This window comes from Burkholderia sp. ZZQ-2, assembly GCF_050768715.1.
GTDB lineage: Bacteria > Pseudomonadota > Gammaproteobacteria > Burkholderiales > Burkholderiaceae > Burkholderia > Burkholderia cepacia.
This window is the reverse complement of the sequence record NZ_LDVA01000296.1, coordinates 21,980-40,211: the sequence shown is the minus strand read 5'-3', so window position 1 is coordinate 40,211 and position 18,232 is coordinate 21,980. Positions and strand designations below refer to the sequence as shown.

At 68.9% G+C, this 18,232-nt stretch carries 17 protein-coding genes; 12 read left to right on the top strand and 5 right to left on the bottom strand.

Annotated features, from left to right (window positions below):
- Nucleotides 1-236: 236 nt before the first annotated feature.
- The 6 genes from ABY44_RS25845 to ABY44_RS25820 all read left to right on the top strand — a co-directional run bounded on the left by ABY44_RS25845 (nucleotide 237) and on the right by ABY44_RS25820 (nucleotide 6,895).
- Nucleotides 237-857, top strand: coding sequence for a YbhB/YbcL family Raf kinase inhibitor-like protein (locus tag ABY44_RS25845; protein ID WP_060175010.1), 621 nt, complete (start codon nucleotides 237-239; stop codon nucleotides 855-857).
- Between the two features lie 242 nt (nucleotides 858-1,099).
- On the top strand, nucleotides 1,100-1,672 hold the full coding sequence (locus ABY44_RS25840; RefSeq protein ID WP_021158582.1) for a flavodoxin family protein: 573 nt from the start codon (nucleotides 1,100-1,102) through the stop codon (nucleotides 1,670-1,672).
- 165 nt (nucleotides 1,673-1,837) lie between these two features.
- On the top strand, nucleotides 1,838-2,788 hold the full coding sequence (gene argC / locus ABY44_RS25835; RefSeq protein WP_060175009.1) for an N-acetyl-gamma-glutamyl-phosphate reductase: 951 nt from the start codon (nucleotides 1,838-1,840) through the stop codon (nucleotides 2,786-2,788).
- A 437-nt stretch (nucleotides 2,789-3,225) separates the two neighbouring features.
- Complete coding sequence (locus ABY44_RS25830; RefSeq protein ID WP_060084493.1) at nucleotides 3,226-4,659, top strand: DUF2957 domain-containing protein; 1,434 nt, start codon at nucleotides 3,226-3,228, stop codon at nucleotides 4,657-4,659.
- Nucleotides 4,660-4,798: 139 nt separating this feature from the next.
- On the top strand, nucleotides 4,799-6,043 hold the full coding sequence (locus ABY44_RS25825; RefSeq protein ID WP_060175008.1) for a DUF2957 domain-containing protein: 1,245 nt from the start codon (nucleotides 4,799-4,801) through the stop codon (nucleotides 6,041-6,043).
- Between the two features lie 18 nt (nucleotides 6,044-6,061).
- On the top strand, nucleotides 6,062-6,895 hold the full coding sequence (locus ABY44_RS25820; RefSeq protein ID WP_060175007.1) for an OmpW/AlkL family protein: 834 nt from the start codon (nucleotides 6,062-6,064) through the stop codon (nucleotides 6,893-6,895).
- A gap of 184 nt (nucleotides 6,896-7,079) precedes the next feature.
- Here ABY44_RS25820 and ABY44_RS25815 read toward each other — a convergent pair whose 3' ends face one another.
- A complete protein-coding gene (locus ABY44_RS25815; protein WP_060175006.1) occupies nucleotides 7,080-8,009 on the bottom strand; it encodes a LysR family transcriptional regulator in 930 nt (309 codons plus the stop codon).
- Between the two features lie 97 nt (nucleotides 8,010-8,106).
- Here ABY44_RS25815 and ABY44_RS25810 point away from each other — a divergent pair, with 97 nt between their 5' ends.
- Nucleotides 8,107-9,402, top strand: coding sequence for an MFS transporter (locus ABY44_RS25810; RefSeq protein ID WP_431642599.1), 1,296 nt, complete (start codon nucleotides 8,107-8,109; stop codon nucleotides 9,400-9,402).
- A 76-nt stretch (nucleotides 9,403-9,478) separates the two neighbouring features.
- Here the strand turns inward: ABY44_RS25810 and ABY44_RS25805 are convergent, their stop codons facing one another.
- Together ABY44_RS25805 and ABY44_RS25800 are read right to left on the bottom strand one after the other, a co-directional pair.
- Nucleotides 9,479-10,120, bottom strand: coding sequence for a LysE family translocator (locus ABY44_RS25805; RefSeq protein WP_059694362.1), 642 nt, complete (start codon nucleotides 10,118-10,120; stop codon nucleotides 9,479-9,481).
- A gap of 75 nt (nucleotides 10,121-10,195) precedes the next feature.
- Entirely contained in the window at nucleotides 10,196-11,140 is a 945-nt protein-coding gene (locus ABY44_RS25800; RefSeq protein ID WP_258959227.1) for an NAD(P)-dependent oxidoreductase, read from the bottom strand.
- Between the two features lie 21 nt (nucleotides 11,141-11,161).
- Here ABY44_RS25800 and ABY44_RS25795 point away from each other — a divergent pair, with 21 nt between their 5' ends.
- Nucleotides 11,162-11,932 (top strand): Mut7-C RNAse domain-containing protein, encoded by a 771-nt coding sequence (locus ABY44_RS25795; protein WP_060175004.1) that lies wholly within the window; start codon nucleotides 11,162-11,164, stop codon nucleotides 11,930-11,932.
- A 79-nt stretch (nucleotides 11,933-12,011) separates the two neighbouring features.
- Here the strand turns inward: ABY44_RS25795 and ABY44_RS25790 are convergent, their stop codons facing one another.
- A complete protein-coding gene (locus tag ABY44_RS25790) occupies nucleotides 12,012-12,245 on the bottom strand; it encodes a hypothetical protein (protein WP_027788607.1) in 234 nt (77 codons plus the stop codon).
- 371 nt (nucleotides 12,246-12,616) lie between these two features.
- Between ABY44_RS25790 and ABY44_RS25785 the strand changes: the two genes are divergently transcribed.
- Genes ABY44_RS25785 through ABY44_RS25770 form a run of 4 tightly spaced genes read left to right on the top strand, consistent with a single transcriptional unit; the run spans nucleotide 12,617 to nucleotide 16,879 of the window.
- The gene (locus tag ABY44_RS25785) at nucleotides 12,617-13,822 is read left to right on the top strand and encodes an efflux RND transporter periplasmic adaptor subunit (RefSeq protein ID WP_060084489.1); all 1,206 of its coding nucleotides are present in this window, start codon (nucleotides 12,617-12,619) and stop codon (nucleotides 13,820-13,822) included.
- A gap of 7 nt (nucleotides 13,823-13,829) precedes the next feature.
- Entirely contained in the window at nucleotides 13,830-14,528 is a 699-nt protein-coding gene (locus ABY44_RS25780) for an ABC transporter ATP-binding protein (RefSeq protein ID WP_027788609.1), read from the top strand.
- A 21-nt stretch (nucleotides 14,529-14,549) separates the two neighbouring features.
- A complete protein-coding gene (locus ABY44_RS25775; RefSeq protein ID WP_060175003.1) occupies nucleotides 14,550-15,704 on the top strand; it encodes an ABC transporter permease in 1,155 nt (384 codons plus the stop codon).
- Between the two features lie 8 nt (nucleotides 15,705-15,712).
- Nucleotides 15,713-16,879, top strand: a complete 1,167-nt coding sequence (locus ABY44_RS25770) for an ABC transporter permease (RefSeq protein WP_060062363.1) — start codon at nucleotides 15,713-15,715, stop codon at nucleotides 16,877-16,879.
- 13 nt (nucleotides 16,880-16,892) lie between these two features.
- On the opposite strand, the gene ABY44_RS25765 is transcribed toward ABY44_RS25770, so the two are convergent.
- On the bottom strand, nucleotides 16,893-18,230 hold the full coding sequence (locus ABY44_RS25765; RefSeq protein WP_060175002.1) for a carotenoid oxygenase family protein: 1,338 nt from the start codon (nucleotides 18,228-18,230) through the stop codon (nucleotides 16,893-16,895).
- Between the last annotated feature and the right edge of the window lie 2 nt (nucleotides 18,231-18,232).

The window sequence follows — 18,232 nt, the reverse complement described above, 5'->3', positions numbered from 1 at the left end:
GCGCCGGCCCGCAGGCCGGCGTCCTGGCTGAACGAACCGCCCGCTTCATCGCGGGCGGTTTTTTTTCGTCCGCCGATTCGCGCAGCAAACGATCGCGACCATGGGTCGCGGCGTGCATCGCTCATCGAACCCTAATGCTAGACTTGATCCATCGTCGCCATCAGCTGCGCGGGCAACGCACAACGCCAACAACGCCGGAAGCATCGGTCCGGCCCACGTGACGGGAGAAGCGCCATATGCGTGTGGATCGCCGGATCACTCCGCCTGCGCCATCGGGTCGCCCGTCGCCGTTCCTTGCCGCCCTCCTCGCTCTCTTCGCCCACCTCGTCCTCCTTTATGCCGCCGCGTTCGCTGTCGTGCCCGCGCATGCAGAAGGCGCGTTCACCGTGACGAGCGACGACCTGACGCCGGGCGGGCGCGTCCGTGCCGCGAACGTGTTCGACCGCGGCGACTGCAAGGGCGGCAACCACTCGCCGCAGCTCGCCTGGCACAACCCGCCGCCCGGCACGCGCGGCTACGCGGTCACGATCTTCGATCCCGACGCGCCGGGGCACGGCTGGTGGCACTGGGCCGTGGCGGGCATTCCCGCGACGGTCACGAGCCTGCCCGCCGATGCGAGCGCATCCGGCTTCCTGCGGCGCATCGGTGCAAGCGAAGCGCGCAACGACTTCGGAATCGACGGTTACGGCGGCCCGTGCCCGCCGCCCGGCAAGCCGCACCGCTACGTGGTCACCGTCTACGCGCTGAAGGGTGACGACCTGCGCGTCGCGCAGGGGCGCCCCGCGCCGATGTTCGAGCACGAGATCGGCACGCTGGCGATCGGCACCGCGCAACTCACGGTCAACTACGGGCAATAACGGGTGACGGGCACCCGGCGGGCATCGCCCCCTGCCGCGCGCCGCCGCGATTGCCTGCCGCCGCGCACTGGCGTACTCCGGGCGTATTCCGCGCCCGCGTGTTTTCGCGTCATTTCGGCTTGCTAGACTCGTCGTCACCGGTCGCGGCGCCACGCCGCGCATCCGTCGCGTCGCCGGCCGGCGACGCGTGACGCGGCGTGCCGCTGCGGCCGCCGTTCCCGTTCCTTTCCGGAGAACGCCTCATGTCGAACATCGTCATCGTCTATCACAGCGGCTACGGTCACACGCAGAAACTGGCCGAGGCCGTTCACGCGGGCGCGCAGGACGCCGGCGCGACCGTGCGCCTGCTCGCGGTCGGCGACGTCGACGACGCGGGCTGGGCCGCGCTCGACGCGGCCGACGCGATCGTCTTCGGGGCACCGACCTACATGGGCGGCCCGTCGGCGCAGTTCAAGCAATTCGCCGATGCAACGTCGAAAGCGTGGTTCACGCAGAAATGGAAGGACAAGATCGCCGCGGGCTTCACGAACTCCGCGACCATGAACGGCGACAAGTTCTCGACGATTCAATACTTCGTCACGCTGTCGATGCAGCATGGGATGGTGTGGGTCGGCACGAGCCTGATGCCGGCCAACTCGAAGGCGGCCACGCGCAACGACATCAACTACCTGGGCGGCTCGACGGGCCTGCTCGCGCAGTCGCCGGCCGATGCGACGCCCGACGAAGGCCCGCTGCCGGGCGACCTCGAAACAGGGAAGGCATTCGGCCGGCGGGTCGCCGAAGCGACGGCCCGCTGGGTCGCCGGCCGCGGCTGAGCACGCGCCGGTGGGCGCGCCGATGAGCGCGCCGGTGTGCGTCAAAGGGACACAAGACGGCCCGCCGGCCGTCTTTTTTTCGACCCGCGCGATGCAGGCCCGCCGGATGACGTCTTAAAATGGCGGATTCAGGGCGCGGGCCCCGTTTCATTCAGTGAGAGCGAAATGAGCACCAAAGTTTTTGTCGACGGCCAGGAAGGCACGACCGGCCTCAAGATCTTCGAATACCTGTCGGCACGCAGCGACATCGAGATCCTGCGCATCGATGAAGCGAAGCGCAAGGACGTCGAAGAGCGCCGCCGCCTGATCAACGCGTCGGACGTCACGTTCCTGTGCCTGCCGGATGTCGCGTCGCGCGAATCGGCGTCGCTCGTCGAGAACCCGAACACGACGCTGATCGACGCGAGCACCGCGTTCCGCACCAGCGCCGACTGGGCCTACGGCCTGCCGGAACTGACCCGCGCGCAGCGCGAGAAGATTCGGACGTCGAAGCGCATCGCGGTGCCGGGCTGCCATGCATCGGCCTTCGTGCTCGCGATGCGTCCGCTCGTCGATGCGGGCATCGTCGCACCGACATTCGCCGCGCACAGCTACTCGATCACCGGCTACAGCGGCGGCGGCAAGTCGATGATCGCCGACTACGAAAGCGCGGCGCCGGGCAGCAAACTCGCGAGCCCGCGCCCGTACGCGCTCGGCCTCACGCACAAGCACCTGCCGGAAATGGCCGCGCACACGGGCCTCGCGAACCCGCCGATCTTCACGCCGATCGTCGGCCCGTTCCTGAAGGGCCTCGCGGTGACGACCTACTTCACGCCCGGGCAGCTCGCGAAACGCGCGACGCCGCAGGACGTGCAGCGCGTGTTCGCCGAGTACTACGCGGACGAAGCCTTCGTGCGCGTCGCGCCGTTCGATGCGGACGCGAACCTCGACGGCGGCTTCTTCGACGTGCAGGCGAACAACGACACGAACCGTGTCGACCTGTTCGTGTTCGGCAACGAAGAGCGCTTCGTCACGGTCGCGCGCCTCGACAACCTCGGCAAGGGCGCATCGGGCGCCGCGATCCAGTGCATGAACCTGAACATCGGCGCGGCCGAGGATGCGGGTCTCAAACGCTGATTCAACATCGCATGCAATGCAAAGCCGGCCACTGGCCGGCTTTTTATTTACCGGTATCACGCAATATATAAAAAAATTACCGATCGCGCATTTACAAATATTTACAAGCTTTCGATTGCGCGATTACCAGTGAATTAATTCCACCCCCTCTTTATCCAGTCAATCCCGAATAGGGATAAACCGGATACCGACCGCTTTAAACGCTGCCGTTATACGCAGGAAGGCTCTTCGCCGGCCTGTCCGGCGTCGCACATTCCCCACTCCGGCAGCTTCAGGCAGCCTGTCGCACGTTTTAATTCTTACTGAATACCGTGTCAGACAAGGATTCAAAACACGATGCCCGTTTCAATCGCCTTTTTTAGACGGGTTCATCAATTGACAGCAAAAATCCAGGCAGCGACATTAGCTCGCACAATTAAACGATTGGAGACAGCGGCATGTCGCACGCCTTATCGAAGGGGGTGGCAACGGCCTTTGCCATTGCCCCTTTCCTGGTTGCATGTGGTGGGGGGGACGGCGGCGCACCCGCGCCGATCAATGCGCCCCAATGTTCCGGATCGAGCTGCGGCACGCAAGGGCCGCCGCCTTCGCAGCCCGTCAACGGCGCGCTGTGCCCGGCCAACGCGGACATCGTGAAGAGCACGTACCTCGGCGGCGCCGGTAGCGGCGAGATCGTCAGCGTCAACATCGACGCCGTGGCGATGACCTACACGCTCAAGTGGCTCGAATCGCCGATTCCGCTCGCGACCGGCACGGTCACGCCGAGCCGCGCCGGCACGACGATCACCGGTGCGGTCATGCACCCGCCGACCGGCACGCTGCCGACCGCCGAGCAGACGCGCTGCGCGTTCATCCTCACGCCGGGCACGGGCAAGGCGCCGGGCGGCGCCACGTACTCGACGGCCGCCGACTTCAACCGGGCGAACCCGCCGATGCTGCTGGTCGGCATGGGTGTCGCGGGCGGCGGCATTCCCGGCGCGACGATCCAGTACGACGGGCTGACGATCGCCATCGGCCCGATCGTGGTGGCAAAGGACGTCGGCAAGGTGCCGAACCGTCACTTCGACTTCTATCCGTTCCTCGGCTTCGCTAACACGACGACCGACCTGTCGAAGCTGCCGGGCACGTACAACGCGCTGATCTACCACCTGGTGCCGTCGGGCGACTACGCGACGAAAGGCACGAACTCGAGCGAGACGTTCGATGCGAACGGCGCGTGCACGTCGAGCGGCTCGGGCGGCTGCCAGACGACCGGCGACCCGTGGAAGACGAGCGCGAACGGCGGCTACTTCGACAGCACGAAGGCGCCGCAGACGCTGCCGCAGACGCAATTGCCGATCGTCGGCGCGACCGGCAAGTCGGCCACCGCGCACATGGTGATCGGCCAGCTCAACGGCGCGACGGTGCCGGTGATCGTGCGTACGGGCAACGTGAACCTCGGCACGCCGCCGCTGCATACCGACGCGCAGGTCGACGACGAATCGGGCATCGCGGTGCTCGGTGCGGCAACGGCGATCCAGTCGGGCGCGATCGACGGCGGCTACGCGGGCGCGGACTCGAACTTCAAGTACACGGCGGCCCTGATCCGCGGCAGCAACGCGTCGTTCATCAACCCGAGCACGCAGGTCGAGGAAGACGGCTTCACGCTCGACTACGGCCAGGCGACGCCGGGCCTGCTGAACGCGACGACGACGCCGAAGCCGCCGCCCGGCACGAACTACCCGTCCGCAACTGGCGTCGTGATCGCGACGGGCGGGCTGTACGCGGCGCTGATCCAGGGCACGGTGAACGGCGGCGTCACGTCGACGTCGGCGAATTCGACGACTTCGTCGACACCGTACTTCGGCGTGGGCGCGCAGATCAGCAAGTAGCGGACGAGGACGCGACGGCGGGCTGGCCGCCGTCGCGTGACGCACGAGCGCGCGGCACGGCGCAGGCAGGACGAGCACAAGCAACAGAAGCGGCCGACAGGGAGCTGGCCGCCGCACAAGACAAATCTGGAGGAGCAACATGAAGCGCAACCTCATTCTGGCGGCGGCCCTTGCCGCCCCCCTTCTTTCTGCCTGCGGCGGCAGCGGCGGCGACAATCCGCCCCCGCTCGTCGAAGACCGGCTCTGCCCTGCCTCGCTCGACTACACCACCGTGTTTACGGGCGGCGCGGGCAGCGGCGAGCTCGCCAAGGTCCAGCTCGACACGACCAAGATGACCTGGCAGGTCACCTATGTCGAATCGCCGGTTCCGCAAACGACCGGCACCGTCGTGCCGACCCGCGCGGGCACCGTCGACAGCGGCACGCTCACGCAGGAAACGCTGCTGCCGACCAACAAGCTGAACCAGTGCGCATTCCGCCTGAACGGCGCGAGCCTCGATCCGTCGCGCCCGGCGCGCATCTTCGTCGGCATGGGCGTCGCGGGCGGCACGATTCCCGGCAAGGAGATCCAGTTCAACGGCGTGCTCGGCCAGGCCGCGGTGCCCGACACGAAATTCCCGTACTACCCGTTCATCGGCTTCTCGTCGATCGAAACCGACATCACGAAGGTGGCGGGCACGTACAGTCACACGGGCTTCGGTGAAGTGCCGTCGCAGAACTTCGCGCCGGCATCGATCGACGCGAAGGTGACGATCAACGCCGACGGCACCTGGACCAAGTGCGACTCGACCGGCCAGTTCGCCGGCGGCGCGTGCACGCAGCGCGGCACGAACTTCGTGCAGTCGGCGGACGGCAGCGGCGCATTCCAGTCGAACAACTATGCGAGCCAGCTGAAACCGACGCTGTCGGCGACGCCGCAGGGCAAGGCCTTCATGATCGTCGGCAAGCTGCGCAACCAGCTCGTGCCGATTCTCGTGCGCACCGGGGTGGCGAACCCGAACCCGACGCCCGACAGCAACGGGGTGCCGGGCCTCACCGCCGACGACGAATCGAGCATCTCGATCCTCGCGCCGCAGACGGCCATCGCGGCCGGTTCGCAGAACGGTGAATACATCGGCGTCGACAGCCAGTTCGATTACCGGACCACCGCGCTGATCGACAAGCAGGCCACGCTGCTCGATCCGTTCCAGCCGTCGCAGGCATCGCTCGCGACCGCGCTCGACCTGGACTACACGCAGAAGGTGCCGGGCACGGTCACGACAATCCACACGGGTTCGGGCAGCACGTCGCCGACCGGCAAGTTCATCTTCTCGGGCGGCGTGTTCGGTTTCCTCGACAACGCAGGATCGACGCCGTATTTCACGATCGGCGCATTCGTCCAGTAAGCGGAGGGAAATGCCGTGATGAAGAGAACCCTACGCTGCGCGGCGGCCGGCGCCGCCGTGCTGGCGCCGCTCGCGGCGCACGCGCAGAGCGCCGGCAGCAACGTCGTCACGCTGGGCTGGTTCCACGTGATGCCGCAGCAGAGCAGCACGCCGATGACGACCAACGTCGCACCGACACCGATCAACACGCCGCTGCGGCTGCCGCCGTCGTTCACGTCGCCGGGCACCGGGCTGCACACGAGCGGCGCCGACACCGTCGGCCTCACGGTCAGCCACTTCCTGACCGATCACATCGCGGTCACGTCGGTGGCCGGCGTGCCGCCGGTGTTCAAGGTGTCGGGCCAGGGCACGATCAGGCCGCCCGGCCCGGCCGGCGCGCTGGGCACGCAGAACATCGGGCTCGCGTCGGTCAACCCGATCGTGAAGAGCGTGCGGCAGTGGAGCCCGGCCGTGCTGCTGCAGTACTACTTCGGGCAGGCCACCGCGAAGTTCCGGCCGTTCCTCGGCCTCGGCGTGTCGTACAACTGGTTCAGCGACCTTCAGCTCAACACGAACTTCATCAAGCAGACCCAGGACAACCTCGGCGCGATTCTCGCGGCGGGCGCGGGCAAGCCGGGTACGACATCGGTGGAGGCGAAGGCGTCGTCGTCATGGCAGCCGGTGTTCAACGCCGGCCTGCAGTACAACATGACCGAGCATTTCGGGCTGATCGCGTCGGTGACGTACATCCCGCTGAAGACGACGTCGACGGTGACGATCAAGGCGGCCGACGGCACGGTGCTCTCGGAATCCAAATCGGACCTGAAGGCCGACCCGATCATCAGCTACGTCGGGATGACGTACAAGTTCTGAGCGCCGCGACGGACGACGCATGGCATGCCGCGGCAAAATCGCAGGCAAAAAAAAGCCCGCCTAAGAGGCGGGCTGAATCCATATCAGAGGAGACATGGAGGAGACAGGTGCAATTCTAGCGAATCGGTTTCCGCAATGCAACATTTCCGTAGAGAAAATACGGACTTTCCCTCGAATGCCGACTCTAGATCGCCTTCACTGCATCTGACCCCACCCTGTTTTCCCGGTCGAGCACTTCGCCCAGCGCATCGCGCAGCAGCGCGACGGGCCGCACCAGCCGGCCCGGCAGCGCGCCGTGCACGATCCACACGTTGATCCGCGTCTCCAGTCCCGCCGTTTCCACCACCCTCAGCGCGTCGCGGTGCGCGCTGCGCGCCAGCGCGTTCGGCGCGGCGATGCCGATGCCCGCGCCGCGCGCGACCAGCGACAGCTGCAGCTCCGAGCCGAATGCCTCGACCGCGACGTCGAACGGCAGCCCGGCCGCGCCGAGCGTGCGGCTCAGCGCCGAACGCATCCCGCAGCCGTCCTGGCTCAGCACCCACGGAAAACGCGACAGCATGTCGATCGACAACGGGCCGTCGGGCAGCGGAAAGTCGCGCGCGGCGACGAGCACCGTCGGCTGGGTGCCGAGCAGCGTCGACGTGAACGTATCGGGCAGTACCGAACTCGCCGGCACCATCACGGCCGCGACGTCGAGCGTGCCGCGCTCGACGCCCTGCATCAGCGCCGGCGACCAGCCGGCCGTCACGCGCAGCGTGAGGCGCCCGAACGCGTCGCGCAGCCGGTCGATCGGCTGCTCGAGCGCCAGCTCGGACAGGAACGGCGGCACGCCGATGCGCAGCTCGCCGGACGGCTCGCTGTCCGGCGCGCCCGCCGCCATCAGCTCGTCGACCGCGCCCAGCACGTTGCGCGCGAGCGCGTAGACGTCGCGCCCGGCGGCAGTCGGCTTCAGCGGCTTGCTTTGCCGTTCGAGCAGCGACATGCCGAGCAGCGTTTCGAGATTCTGCACGCGCCGTGTCAGGCCCGGCTGCGTCAGGTGGAGCTTCGCGGCCGCGGCGACCATCGACCCGCTGTCGACCACCGCGACGAACGCCTGGAGATCACGCGTATTCAAAACAAACTCGCATAATCATGTTAGAGATATTTCAATTGTCGCATAAACATCAGGCACCTACGATGGGGACTCCTTCGACCCACTCGCCAGGCTTCCGATGAACTGTCCCGCCAACCCTTGCCCCGCCGCCGTCCGCATGCCCGAAAGCACGCCCGCCGGCACGCCGCCCGCGTTGAGCGCGGGCATGACGCTGTTCTTCGCCGCGACGGTCGGCGTGATCGTGATGGACCTGTTCGCCGCGCAACCGCTGACGGGCCCGATCAGCGCCGATCTCCACCTGCCGCCCGGCCTTGCCGGCCTCGTCGCGATGTTGCCGCAGCTCGGCTACGCGGCCGGGCTCGTGCTGCTCGTGCCGCTCGTCGACCTGCTCGAGAACCGCCGCCTGATCGTCGCGACGCTGGCCGTATGCGCGGCTGCACTCGTGCTGCCCGCGTTCACGCGGTCGGGCACCGTGTTCCTGCTCGCCACCCTCGTGGCCGGTGGCGCGTCGAGCGTGATCCAGATGCTCGTGCCGATGGCCGCGTCGATGGCGCCCGAGGCGCAGCGCGGCCGCGCGGTCGGCAACGTGATGAGCGGGCTGATGCTCGGCATCCTGCTGTCGCGGCCGCTCGCGAGCCTGATCGCGGGCTCGGCCGGCTGGCGCGGCTTCTATCTGCTGGCCGCGCTTGCGAACGCTGCAATCGCCGTCGTGCTGGCCCTGCGCCTGCCGTCGCGCACGCCGTCGATCACGACCGGCTACCGCGCGCTGCTCGCGTCGATGGGGCGCCTGCTGGCCGACGAGCCGGTGCTGCGCCGGCATGCGCTGTCGGCCGCGCTCGCGATGGCCGCGTTCAGCGCATTCTGGACCGCGGTCGGGCTGCGGCTCGCGCAGCCGCCGTTCGGCCTCGACCTGCACGGGATCGCATGGTTCGCGTTCGCCGGCGCGAGCGGCGCGATCGTCACGCCGCTCGCGGGCCGCGCCGGCGACCGCGGTCACGGGCCGGCCGCGCAGCGGATCGCGCACGGCACGATGCTCGTGGCGCTCGCCCTGCTCGGGATCGCGGGTGCGGGCTGGTTCGGCTTCGACGCGCACGCGCATCGCGGCCTCGCGCTCGCGCTGCTGGCCGGCGGCGCGGCGCTGCTCGACGCGGGCGTGATCGTCGACCAGACGATCGGCCGCCGCGCGATCAACCTGCTGAACCCGGCCGCACGCGGCCGCCTGAACGGGCTGTTCGTCGGGCTGTTCTTCATCGGCGGCGCGCTCGGCGCGGCGCTCGCAGGCAGCGCGTGGGCGTGGGGCGGGTGGACCGCGGTGTGCGGCGTCGGGTTCGCGTTCGCCGGCGCGGCCGCCGTCTTCGGGCGCTCGGCCGGACGCGACGCCGGCGCAGCGGCATTGACTCGCCCGCGCGCGTGAAGCGAGCCCCAAAAAGCGGAACGCCCCGCCCTCTCGCGAGGGACGGGGCGTTCGGCGCGCCGGCGTCGGTTCGAAATCAGTGACGGACCAGCGCCATCATCGCACCGAAGCCGACGAACAGCCCGCCCGTCAGCCGGTTGAAGATCTTCGCAACGCTCTGGCTCTTCAGCGTCGCGCCGATGCGCGTGCCGAACGACGCGTAGACGAGATACCAGCTCACCTCGATCACCGCGAACGTGACGACGAGAATGCCGAATTGCGGCAGCGTCGGCTCGGCCGCGTTGATGAACTGCGGCAGCAGCGCGGCCGCGAACAGGATCGCCTTCGGGTTGCTGCCCGCGACCAGGAAACCGTTGCGGAACAGCACTCCGCGCGATGCCGGCGTGGCCTGGCGCGGCACGGTTTCGACATCGGCGGCAGGCTGCTCGTCGTCCACGCGTGCGCGCCACGCCTTCACGCCGAGGTAGATCAGGTAGGCCGCGCCCGCGAAGCGCAACGTGTTGAACATCGCCGGCCAAGCCTCGAGCACGGCCCCGAGGCCCGCCGCCGACACCGACAGCATCAGCACCAGCGCGGAGAGGCAGCCCGCCATCGTCCATGCCGAACGCCGCAGCCCGTGGCGCGCGCCGTGCGTCATCACCAGCAGCATGTTCGGGCCCGGAATCGCCGACACGACGAACACCGTCGCCACGAAAAGCCACCACGTATGCAAGTTCATGACTGCCTCTGCCTCAATGCAAGGAAAACGAAACGTCGATTATGCCGGTGCGCCTGACTTCTGTCGCGGGGCGGATCAGCGGCCCGCGCGGCGCAGCGCGACTTCGCCGAGCACCGCGAAATCCTGTTCGCCGCCGCCGTGCGCAAGCGCGTCGAGCAGGTTGTCGCGCACGACGCTCGCCACCGGCAGCGGCACCGACACGGCGTCGCCGGCTTCCAGCGCCAGGCGAACGTCCTTCAGCCCGAGGCGTGCCTTGAAGCGCGCAGGCTCGTAGCGCCGCTCGGCGATCATCGAGCCGTAACCCTCGTAGACGGGCCCCGGAAACACGCTGCCGGTGATCACGTCGAGGAAGTCGCGCATCGCGACGCCGTGCGCGCCCAGCAGCGCGGACGCCTCGCCGAGCGTCTCGATCGCCGACGCGAGCGTGAAGTTCGCGGCGATCTTCGCGACGTTCGCGTGCTGCGGCAGCGAACCGAACCGCCAGGTCTTCTGGCCGATCGCGTCGAACAGCGGCTGCACGCGGTCGATCGCCTCGGCCGGGCCGCCCGCCATGATCGTCAGGCGCGCGGCGGCCGCGACATCGGGGCGCCCCATCACCGGCGCGGCGACGTAATGGATGCCGCGCGACGCATGCGCGTGCGCGAGCGATTCGGCCAGCGCGACCGACACCGTCGCCATGTTGACGTGGATCAGCCCGCGCGGCGCCTGCGCGAGCAGCGCATCGTCGAAGATCTCGCGCGCGGCGGCATCGTCGGCCAGCATCGAGAACACCGCGTCGCCGCGAAACGCGTCGGCCGGCGTGTCGACGATCTGCGCGCCGGCCGCGGCCAGCGGCTCGGCGCGCTCGCGCGACCGGTTCCAGACCCGCACCGTGTGTCCGGCCTTCAGCAGGTTCGTCGCGATTGCCTGCCCCATTTCGCCCAGCCCGATAAATCCGAGATCCATTTCCCGCTCCTTCGCTCCGTGAAGCGGGGAGTTAAACACAGATGCGGGGTGCCTGCAGGGCACGCGGCCGGCCATGCGCGGTGCCATACTGCGCGCATGGCGATCGCGACCTTCCGCTTCCACGACGAACTGAACGCGTTTCTCCCGCGCGCGCAGCGCGACCGCGCGTTCGGGCACGCCTGCGCGCGCGATGCGACGGTGAAGCACGCGATCGAGGCGCTCGGCGTCCCGCATACCGAAATCGGCCGGCTGTGCATCAACGACGCGCCGGCCGCGCTCGACCGGCCGCTCGACGACGGCGACCGGGTCGAAGCCTTTCCGGAGCGCGCGCAACCGGCAGCCCGCGGAGTCGCCGCGCCGCCACCGGGGCCATGGCGCTTCGTCGCCGACGCGCATCTCGGCGGCCTCGCGCAACTGCTGCGCCTCGCGGGCTTCGACACCTGCTACGACAACCACTACCGCGACGACGAACTGGCGGCGCTCGCCGCGCGCGAGGGCCGGATCGTGCTGACCCGCGACCGGGAACTGCTCAAGCGGCGTGCGGTCGAGCGCGGCTGCTACCTGCACGCGCTGCAGCCGGCCGACCAGCTGCGCGAACTGTTCGAGCGGCTCGATCTCGCGCCGCACATGCGCCCGTTCCGGCTATGCCTGCGCTGCAACGCCCCGCTGCATCCGCTCGACGCGGCCGCCGCCGCGCCGCGCGTGCCGGCCGGCGTCCGGCAGCGGCACCGGCGCTTCGCCGCGTGCGACGTGTGCCGGCGCGTGTTCTGGGAAGGCTCGCACTGGCGGCGCATGCGCACGGTGGTCGACGCGATGCGCGCGCCGCCGCCCGGCCGGCTCGACGAACCGGGCGAATCGGGCGCCTGAAAAAACAAAACCCCGCATGCCGGAGCATGCGGGGTTGGCCGACCGATGACCGGCAACGCCGGCCGTGGCGGCAAGCCGCTCAGTTCTGCGTGCCTGCGTCGTTCGTGCCGGCGGCCGATGCGGCTGCAGCCTTCGCCTGGCCCTTCTTCGAACCGTGGTGCTTCAGCTGGTGCTTCGGCTTGCTGTGATCCTTCTTGGCGGGTGCGGCAGCCGACGTGTCGCCTGCCGGTGCCGATGCTGCTTCCTGTGCGAATGCCGAAACCGATGCGAGCGCGAATGCTGCAGCGATGATCGAAGCGAGCGTCTTCTTCATTGTTCTTCCTTTAGCGGAGAAAAAATCAAACGTACCGGTAAGTAAAGATGCGAGGCATTCGCATCGGAGCCCCAGGCCGCGAGGCCGGCTTCCGCCGTTCCGTCGCGACAAAACCTGACGCACTGGTTCCATAACGCACCGCATTCGCGGCGAGTTGACACGTTGCTTGCACCCTTCGGGTTTCCCCGGAGGCGTACCCGTATTTCCCTGTCCGTGACCGGTTCGGCCGCCGCCGCCGCCGCGCCGCAAACGCGCTCGCACGCCGCCGGGGCGACGCTTATACTGGCGTCCATCCGTCCCTTTCCCCGGAAACCGGATCGCGGCCGGCCCCGATACCGATACGGGGCCGCCGCCGTCTCGAGGCGCTCAAATTGCCCGATCACAATCTGGACAAACTGAAGATCGACCGGCGTCCGCTCGCATCGGCGCCCCGCCCGCGCCGGTGGCCCCGCTATGCGGCCGCCGCCGCGATCGTCGTCGTCGCGATCGCCGCCGGCCTCGCGCTGACCGGCCGGCCGGCCGTCGATACCACCACCGTCACGTCCGCCTACCCGTACCAGAACGATACGCAGCTCAATGCGACCGGTTACGTCGTGCCGCAGCGCAAGGCCGCAGTCGCGTCGAAGGGCCAGGGGCGCGTCGAATGGCTCGGCGTGCTGGAAGGCACGCGCGTGAAGAAGGACGAAATCATCGCGCGGCTCGAAAGCCGCGACGTCGAGGCATCGCTTTCGCAGGCGCTCGCCCAGGTGAAGGTCGCCCGCGCGAACCTCGGCGTGCAGCAGGCCGAGCTGAAGGACGCCGAAATCGCGTTCCGCCGCACCGCGGCGCTCGCGCCGAAAGGCGCCGTGCCGGCCGCGCAGCTCGACATCGATACCGCCCGCGTGAACAAGGCGCGCGCATCGCTCAGCAGCGACCAGGCCGCGATCGCGTCCGCCGAGGCCAACGCGCAGGCCGCGCAGGTCGCGGTCGACCAGACGGTGATCCGCGCGCCGTTCGACGGCATCGTGCTCGCAAAACACGCGAACGTCGGCGACAACATCACGCCGTTCTCGTCCGCGTCGGACAGCAAGGGCGCGGTAGTGACGATCGCCGACATGGACACGCTCGAGGTCGAGGCCGACGTCGCCGAATCGAATATCGCGAAGATCCGCGCCGAGCAGCCGTGCGAGATCCAGCTCGACGCGCTGCCCGACATGCGCTTCGCGGGCCGCGTGTCGCGCATCGTGCCGACCGTCGACCGCTCGAAGGCCACCGTGCTCGTGAAGGTGCGCTTCGTCGACCGCGACGAGCGCGTGCTGCCCGACATGAGCGCGAAGATCGCGTTCCTGTCGAAGCCGGTGTCGGCGCAGGACCGGCAGCCGGTGACGGCCGTGCAGGCGAGCGCGGTGGTCGAGCGCGACGGCCGGCCGGTCGTGTTCGTCGTGAAGGACGACGTCGTGCATGCAACGGCCGTGACCGCCGGCATGCGGATCGGCGAGCTCGTCGCGATCCGCGGCGTGAAGCCCGGCGACACGGTCGTGCTCGCGCCGGGCACGAAGCTGAAGGACGGCGCGAAAGTGGCCGTCGCGAAGAAGTAGCGCACGCGTGAACGACGCCCCGCCGCCCCTCGTCGAGCTCAGCCACGTCGCGAAGTCGTACCGGCGCGGCAACCAGATCGTGCCCGTGCTGACCGACATCACGCTCGACATCGGCGAAGGCGACTTCGTCGCGCTGATGGGGCCGTCCGGCTCCGGCAAGAGCACACTGCTGAACCTCGTGGCCGGCATCGACCGGCCCGACAGCGGCGAGCTGCGCGTGGGCGGGCTCGACATCTCGCTGCTCGCGGAAGCGCAACTGGCCGAATGGCGCGCGGCGAACGTCGGTTTCATCTTCCAGTTCTACAACCTGATGCCGGTGCTCACCGCGTTCGAGAACGTCGAGCTGCCGCTGATGCTCACGCACCTGTCGCGCCGCGAGCGGCGCGAGCGCGTCGAGCTCGTGCTCGACATGGTGAACCTCGGCGACCGCACGAGCCACTACCCGTCCGAGCTGTCGGGCGGCCAGCAGCAGCGCGTCGCGATCGCGCGCGCGCTGATCACCGACCCCGTGCTGATCGTCGCCGACGAGCCGACCGGCGACCTCGACCGCGCGTCGGCCACCGACGTACTCGCGATGCTGCAGCGGATGAACGCCGAGCTCGGCAAGACGATCATCATGGTGACCCACGACGCGCACGCGGCCGGCGCCGCGCGCTCGCTCGTACACCTGGAAAAAGGGGAGCTGATCGATGGGCACGCCGGCTGACCGGCTGCGGGAGCGCGTGCGATGTACGTGCTGAAGCTGATCGCGCGCAACGCGCTGCGGCACCGGCTGCGCACGCTGCTGACCGTGCTCGGGCTCACCATCGCGGTGCTCGCGTTCGGGCTGCTGCATACGGTGGTCGACGCGTGGTACGCGGGCGCGGCCGCCGCGTCCAGCGGGCGGCTCGTCACGCGCAACGCGATCTCGCTCGTGTTTCCGCTGCCCGTGAGCTACGAGAACCGGATCCGCGGCGTCGAAGGCGTGACGGCCGTGGTGCGCTCGAACTGGTTCGGCGGCATCTACCGCGACCCGAAGAACTTCTTCGCGAGCTTCGCGGTATCGGACAACTACCTCGACCTGTACCCGGAATTCATCGTGCCCGAGCAGCAGCGCGCCGACTACAACCGCGACCGGCGCGGCTGCCTGGTCGGGCGCCAGCTCGCGGATCAGTTCGGCTTCAAGGTCGGCGACGTGATCCCGCTGAAGGGCACGATCTATCCGGGTACGTGGGACTTCGTCGTGCGCGGGATTCTCGACGGCCGCGACGATTCGACGATCACGCGCCAGTTGGTGTTTCACTGGGAATACCTGAACGAGACGGTGCGGCAGCGCACGCCGAAGCAGGCCGACCAGGTCGGCGTATTCGTGCTCGGCGTCGCGAACCCCGACGACGGCGCGGCGATCGCACGCAACGTCGACGCCGTGTTCAAGAACTCGCTCGCCGAGACGCTGACCGAAACCGAGCAGGCGTTCCAGCTCGGCTTCGTCGCGATGTCGAACCAGATCATCGCGGCGATCCGCCTGGTGTCGTACGTGGTGATCCTGATCATCATGGCCGTGATGGCGAACGCGATGGCGATGAGCGCGCGCGAACGCACGGCCGAATACGCGACGCTGAAGGCGCTCGGCTTCGGCCCCGGGTTCCTCGCGCTGATCGTGTTCGGCGAATCGGTCGTGATCGCGGTGGCCGGCGGCGGGCTCGGAATCCTCGCGACACCGCCCGCCGCGAGCCTGTTCAAGCAGGCGGCAGGCGGCATCTTCCCGGTGTTCAAGGTGTCGACCGGGACGGTCGCGCTGCAGGCCGCGTGCTCGGTCGCGGTCGGCTTCGCGGCCGCGATCGTGCCGGCGTGGCAGGCGGCGCGCGTGCGTGTGGTCGAAGGCCTGCGGGCGATCGGATAACGACACGCATGGCCATCCCGCTCAACTACATCGCGCGCAACCTGTGGACCCGGCGGCTCACCACCGCGCTGACCGCCGGCGGGATGGCGCTCGTGATCTTCGTGTTCGCGACGGTGCAGATGCTCGACGCGGGGCTCACGAAGACGCTCGTCTCGACCGGCGAACCCGACAACGCGGTGGTGATCCGCAAGGGCGCCGAAACCGAGATCCAGAGCTCGATCGACCATCAGCAGGCCAATGCGCTCGAGATGCACCCGGCCGTCGCGCCCGGCCCCGACGGCCGGCCGCTCGTGTCGAAGGAAGCGGTCGTGCTGATCTCGCTGGTGAAGACGTCGACCGGCAAGCCGTCGAACGTCGTGATCCGCGGCGTGTCGCCGGCCGGCCTCGCGCTGCGCCCGCACGTGACGCTCGCCGCCGGCCGCATGTTCGCGCCCGGCTCGTCGGAAATCATCGTCGGCAGCGCGATCGCGAAAGGCTTCAGCGGCACGCAGCTCGGCGACAGCCTGCATTTCGCGCAGCGCGACTGGACCATCGTCGGCATCTTCGACGCGGGCGGCAGCGGCTTCGATTCGGAGATCTGGGGCGACGTCGACCAGCTGATGCAGTCGTTCCGGCGCACCAGCTATTCGTCGATGGTGCTGCGCATACCGAGCGCCGACGGCTTCGCGCGCTTCAAGGCCGACATCGACGTCGACCCGCGGCTGACCGACGAGGCGAAACGCGAGCAGACCTTCTACGGCGACCAGTCGAAGGCGCTGTCGAAGTTCATCAACATCCTCGGCATCACGCTGTCGACGATCTTCTCGATCGCCGCGATGATCGGCGCGATGATCACGATGTACGCATCGGTCGCGAACCGCGTCGCCGAGATCGGCACGCTGCGCGCGCTCGGCTTCAAGCGCACGAACGTGCTCGCCGCGTTCCTGCTGGAAGCGCTGCTGCTCGGCTTCGTCGGCGGCGTCGCGGGGCTCGCGTGCGCGTCGCTGATGCAGTTCGCGTCGTTCTCGACGACCAACTTCCAGACCTTCGCGGACCTGTCGTTCCGCTTCGTGCTGACGCCCGCGATCGTCGTGAAGACGCTGCTGTTCTCGCTCGTGATGGGGCTCGTCGGCGGGTTCCTGCCGGCGATGCGCGCCGCGCGGCTGAAGATCGTCGACGCGCTGCGCGCGCAGTGACGCGCGCCGCCGCTCACGTTCGACGCTCGCGCGGCACCCACGCGCCGTGGAACCCGGCCGGCACGCGGCGCGGCAGGTGCACGGTCGCGACCGGCCCCGCGTCGATCGCGCGCGCATCGAGGATCACGACGTCGCTGGTATCCGTCGCCGCGCGGTAGACCATCACCAGCAGCCAGCCGTCGTCCTCGTCGACGCCGCCCGGTCGCGGCACGAACACCGGCTCGCTGTTCTGGTCGCCGGCCGGCACCGCATAGCGCGTCGTCGTGCCGATCGCGTGGTCGAAGCGCATCACGCCGCGCATTTCCGCATGGTTCGGCTGTTCCACCGCATACAGGTAGCGGTAGCGGCGCCCCGTGCGGCTTTCGTTGATGCGCGGCATCTCGATGCCGCCGTCGGCGAGCGGCCCTTCGTCGATCAGCCCGTTCGCCGTATCGATCACGTAGCGCCACAGCTCGCCGACCGGGTTGTCGGCGAAGCGGCCCGTGCGCGCGTCGAGCCGCAGGAACCACGGATAACGCACCGCATCGAGCACGATGCACGACGCGTCGCAGTCGTACGCGTTCACGACGTGCTGGATGAAGCACGGCTCGATGCCGAACCAGCGCACCGCGCCGCCGTGGCGCGGGATCACGCCGATGCGCGCGGGCCGGTCGTCGTGCCAGCGCAGCGGCATCCGGTGGCCCTGCTTCAGCAGCGAGAAGTCGTAGCCGACGTTCAGGTCGAGCAGCAGGCTGCGGGTTTCGGTGATCGCGAGGTCGTGCATCATCGACGGCGCGTTCAGGTCGATTTCGATCTCGACGCGCTGCACGCCCTGCGCGTCGGCCACGCCGTAGCGCAGCCACGGCGCACGCCAGTCCGCGCGAAAGGCAATCAGCTCGCCCGTTACCGGATCGACCTTCGGATGCGCGGTCATCCCGCCGCCAAGGCCCGCGTGCCGCGCCGGCGCGCCGAGCGAATCGAGCGCGGCCGTGATCGCGAGCGGCGCGCCGCCTTCGGCCAGCGCGAGCAATTCGCCCGCATGCTGCAGCACGTTCACGTTCGGATTGGTGTCGGGAAGATGCGGCGCCTGCCCGGGTGCATGCACCGCGGCCCAGCGCTGCGTGCGTGCCCAGCGGTTGCGGTAGCCGGTCGCGCGGCCGCCTTCGAACGCGATCGCGTGCAGCATCGCGGCTTCCGGCCACCACGACAGCATGTCGTTCCCTTCGAAGCGGCCGCCCGGCGGATTCGGGCCGTTGCGCAGCAACGTGCCGTCGAGATCGTGCGGGACGGCGCCGGTCACGCGCAGGTCGACGAGATCGGCCTCGTCGGCCACCGGCGCGATCGCGCCACGGTTCAGGTCGAATACGGTCATTG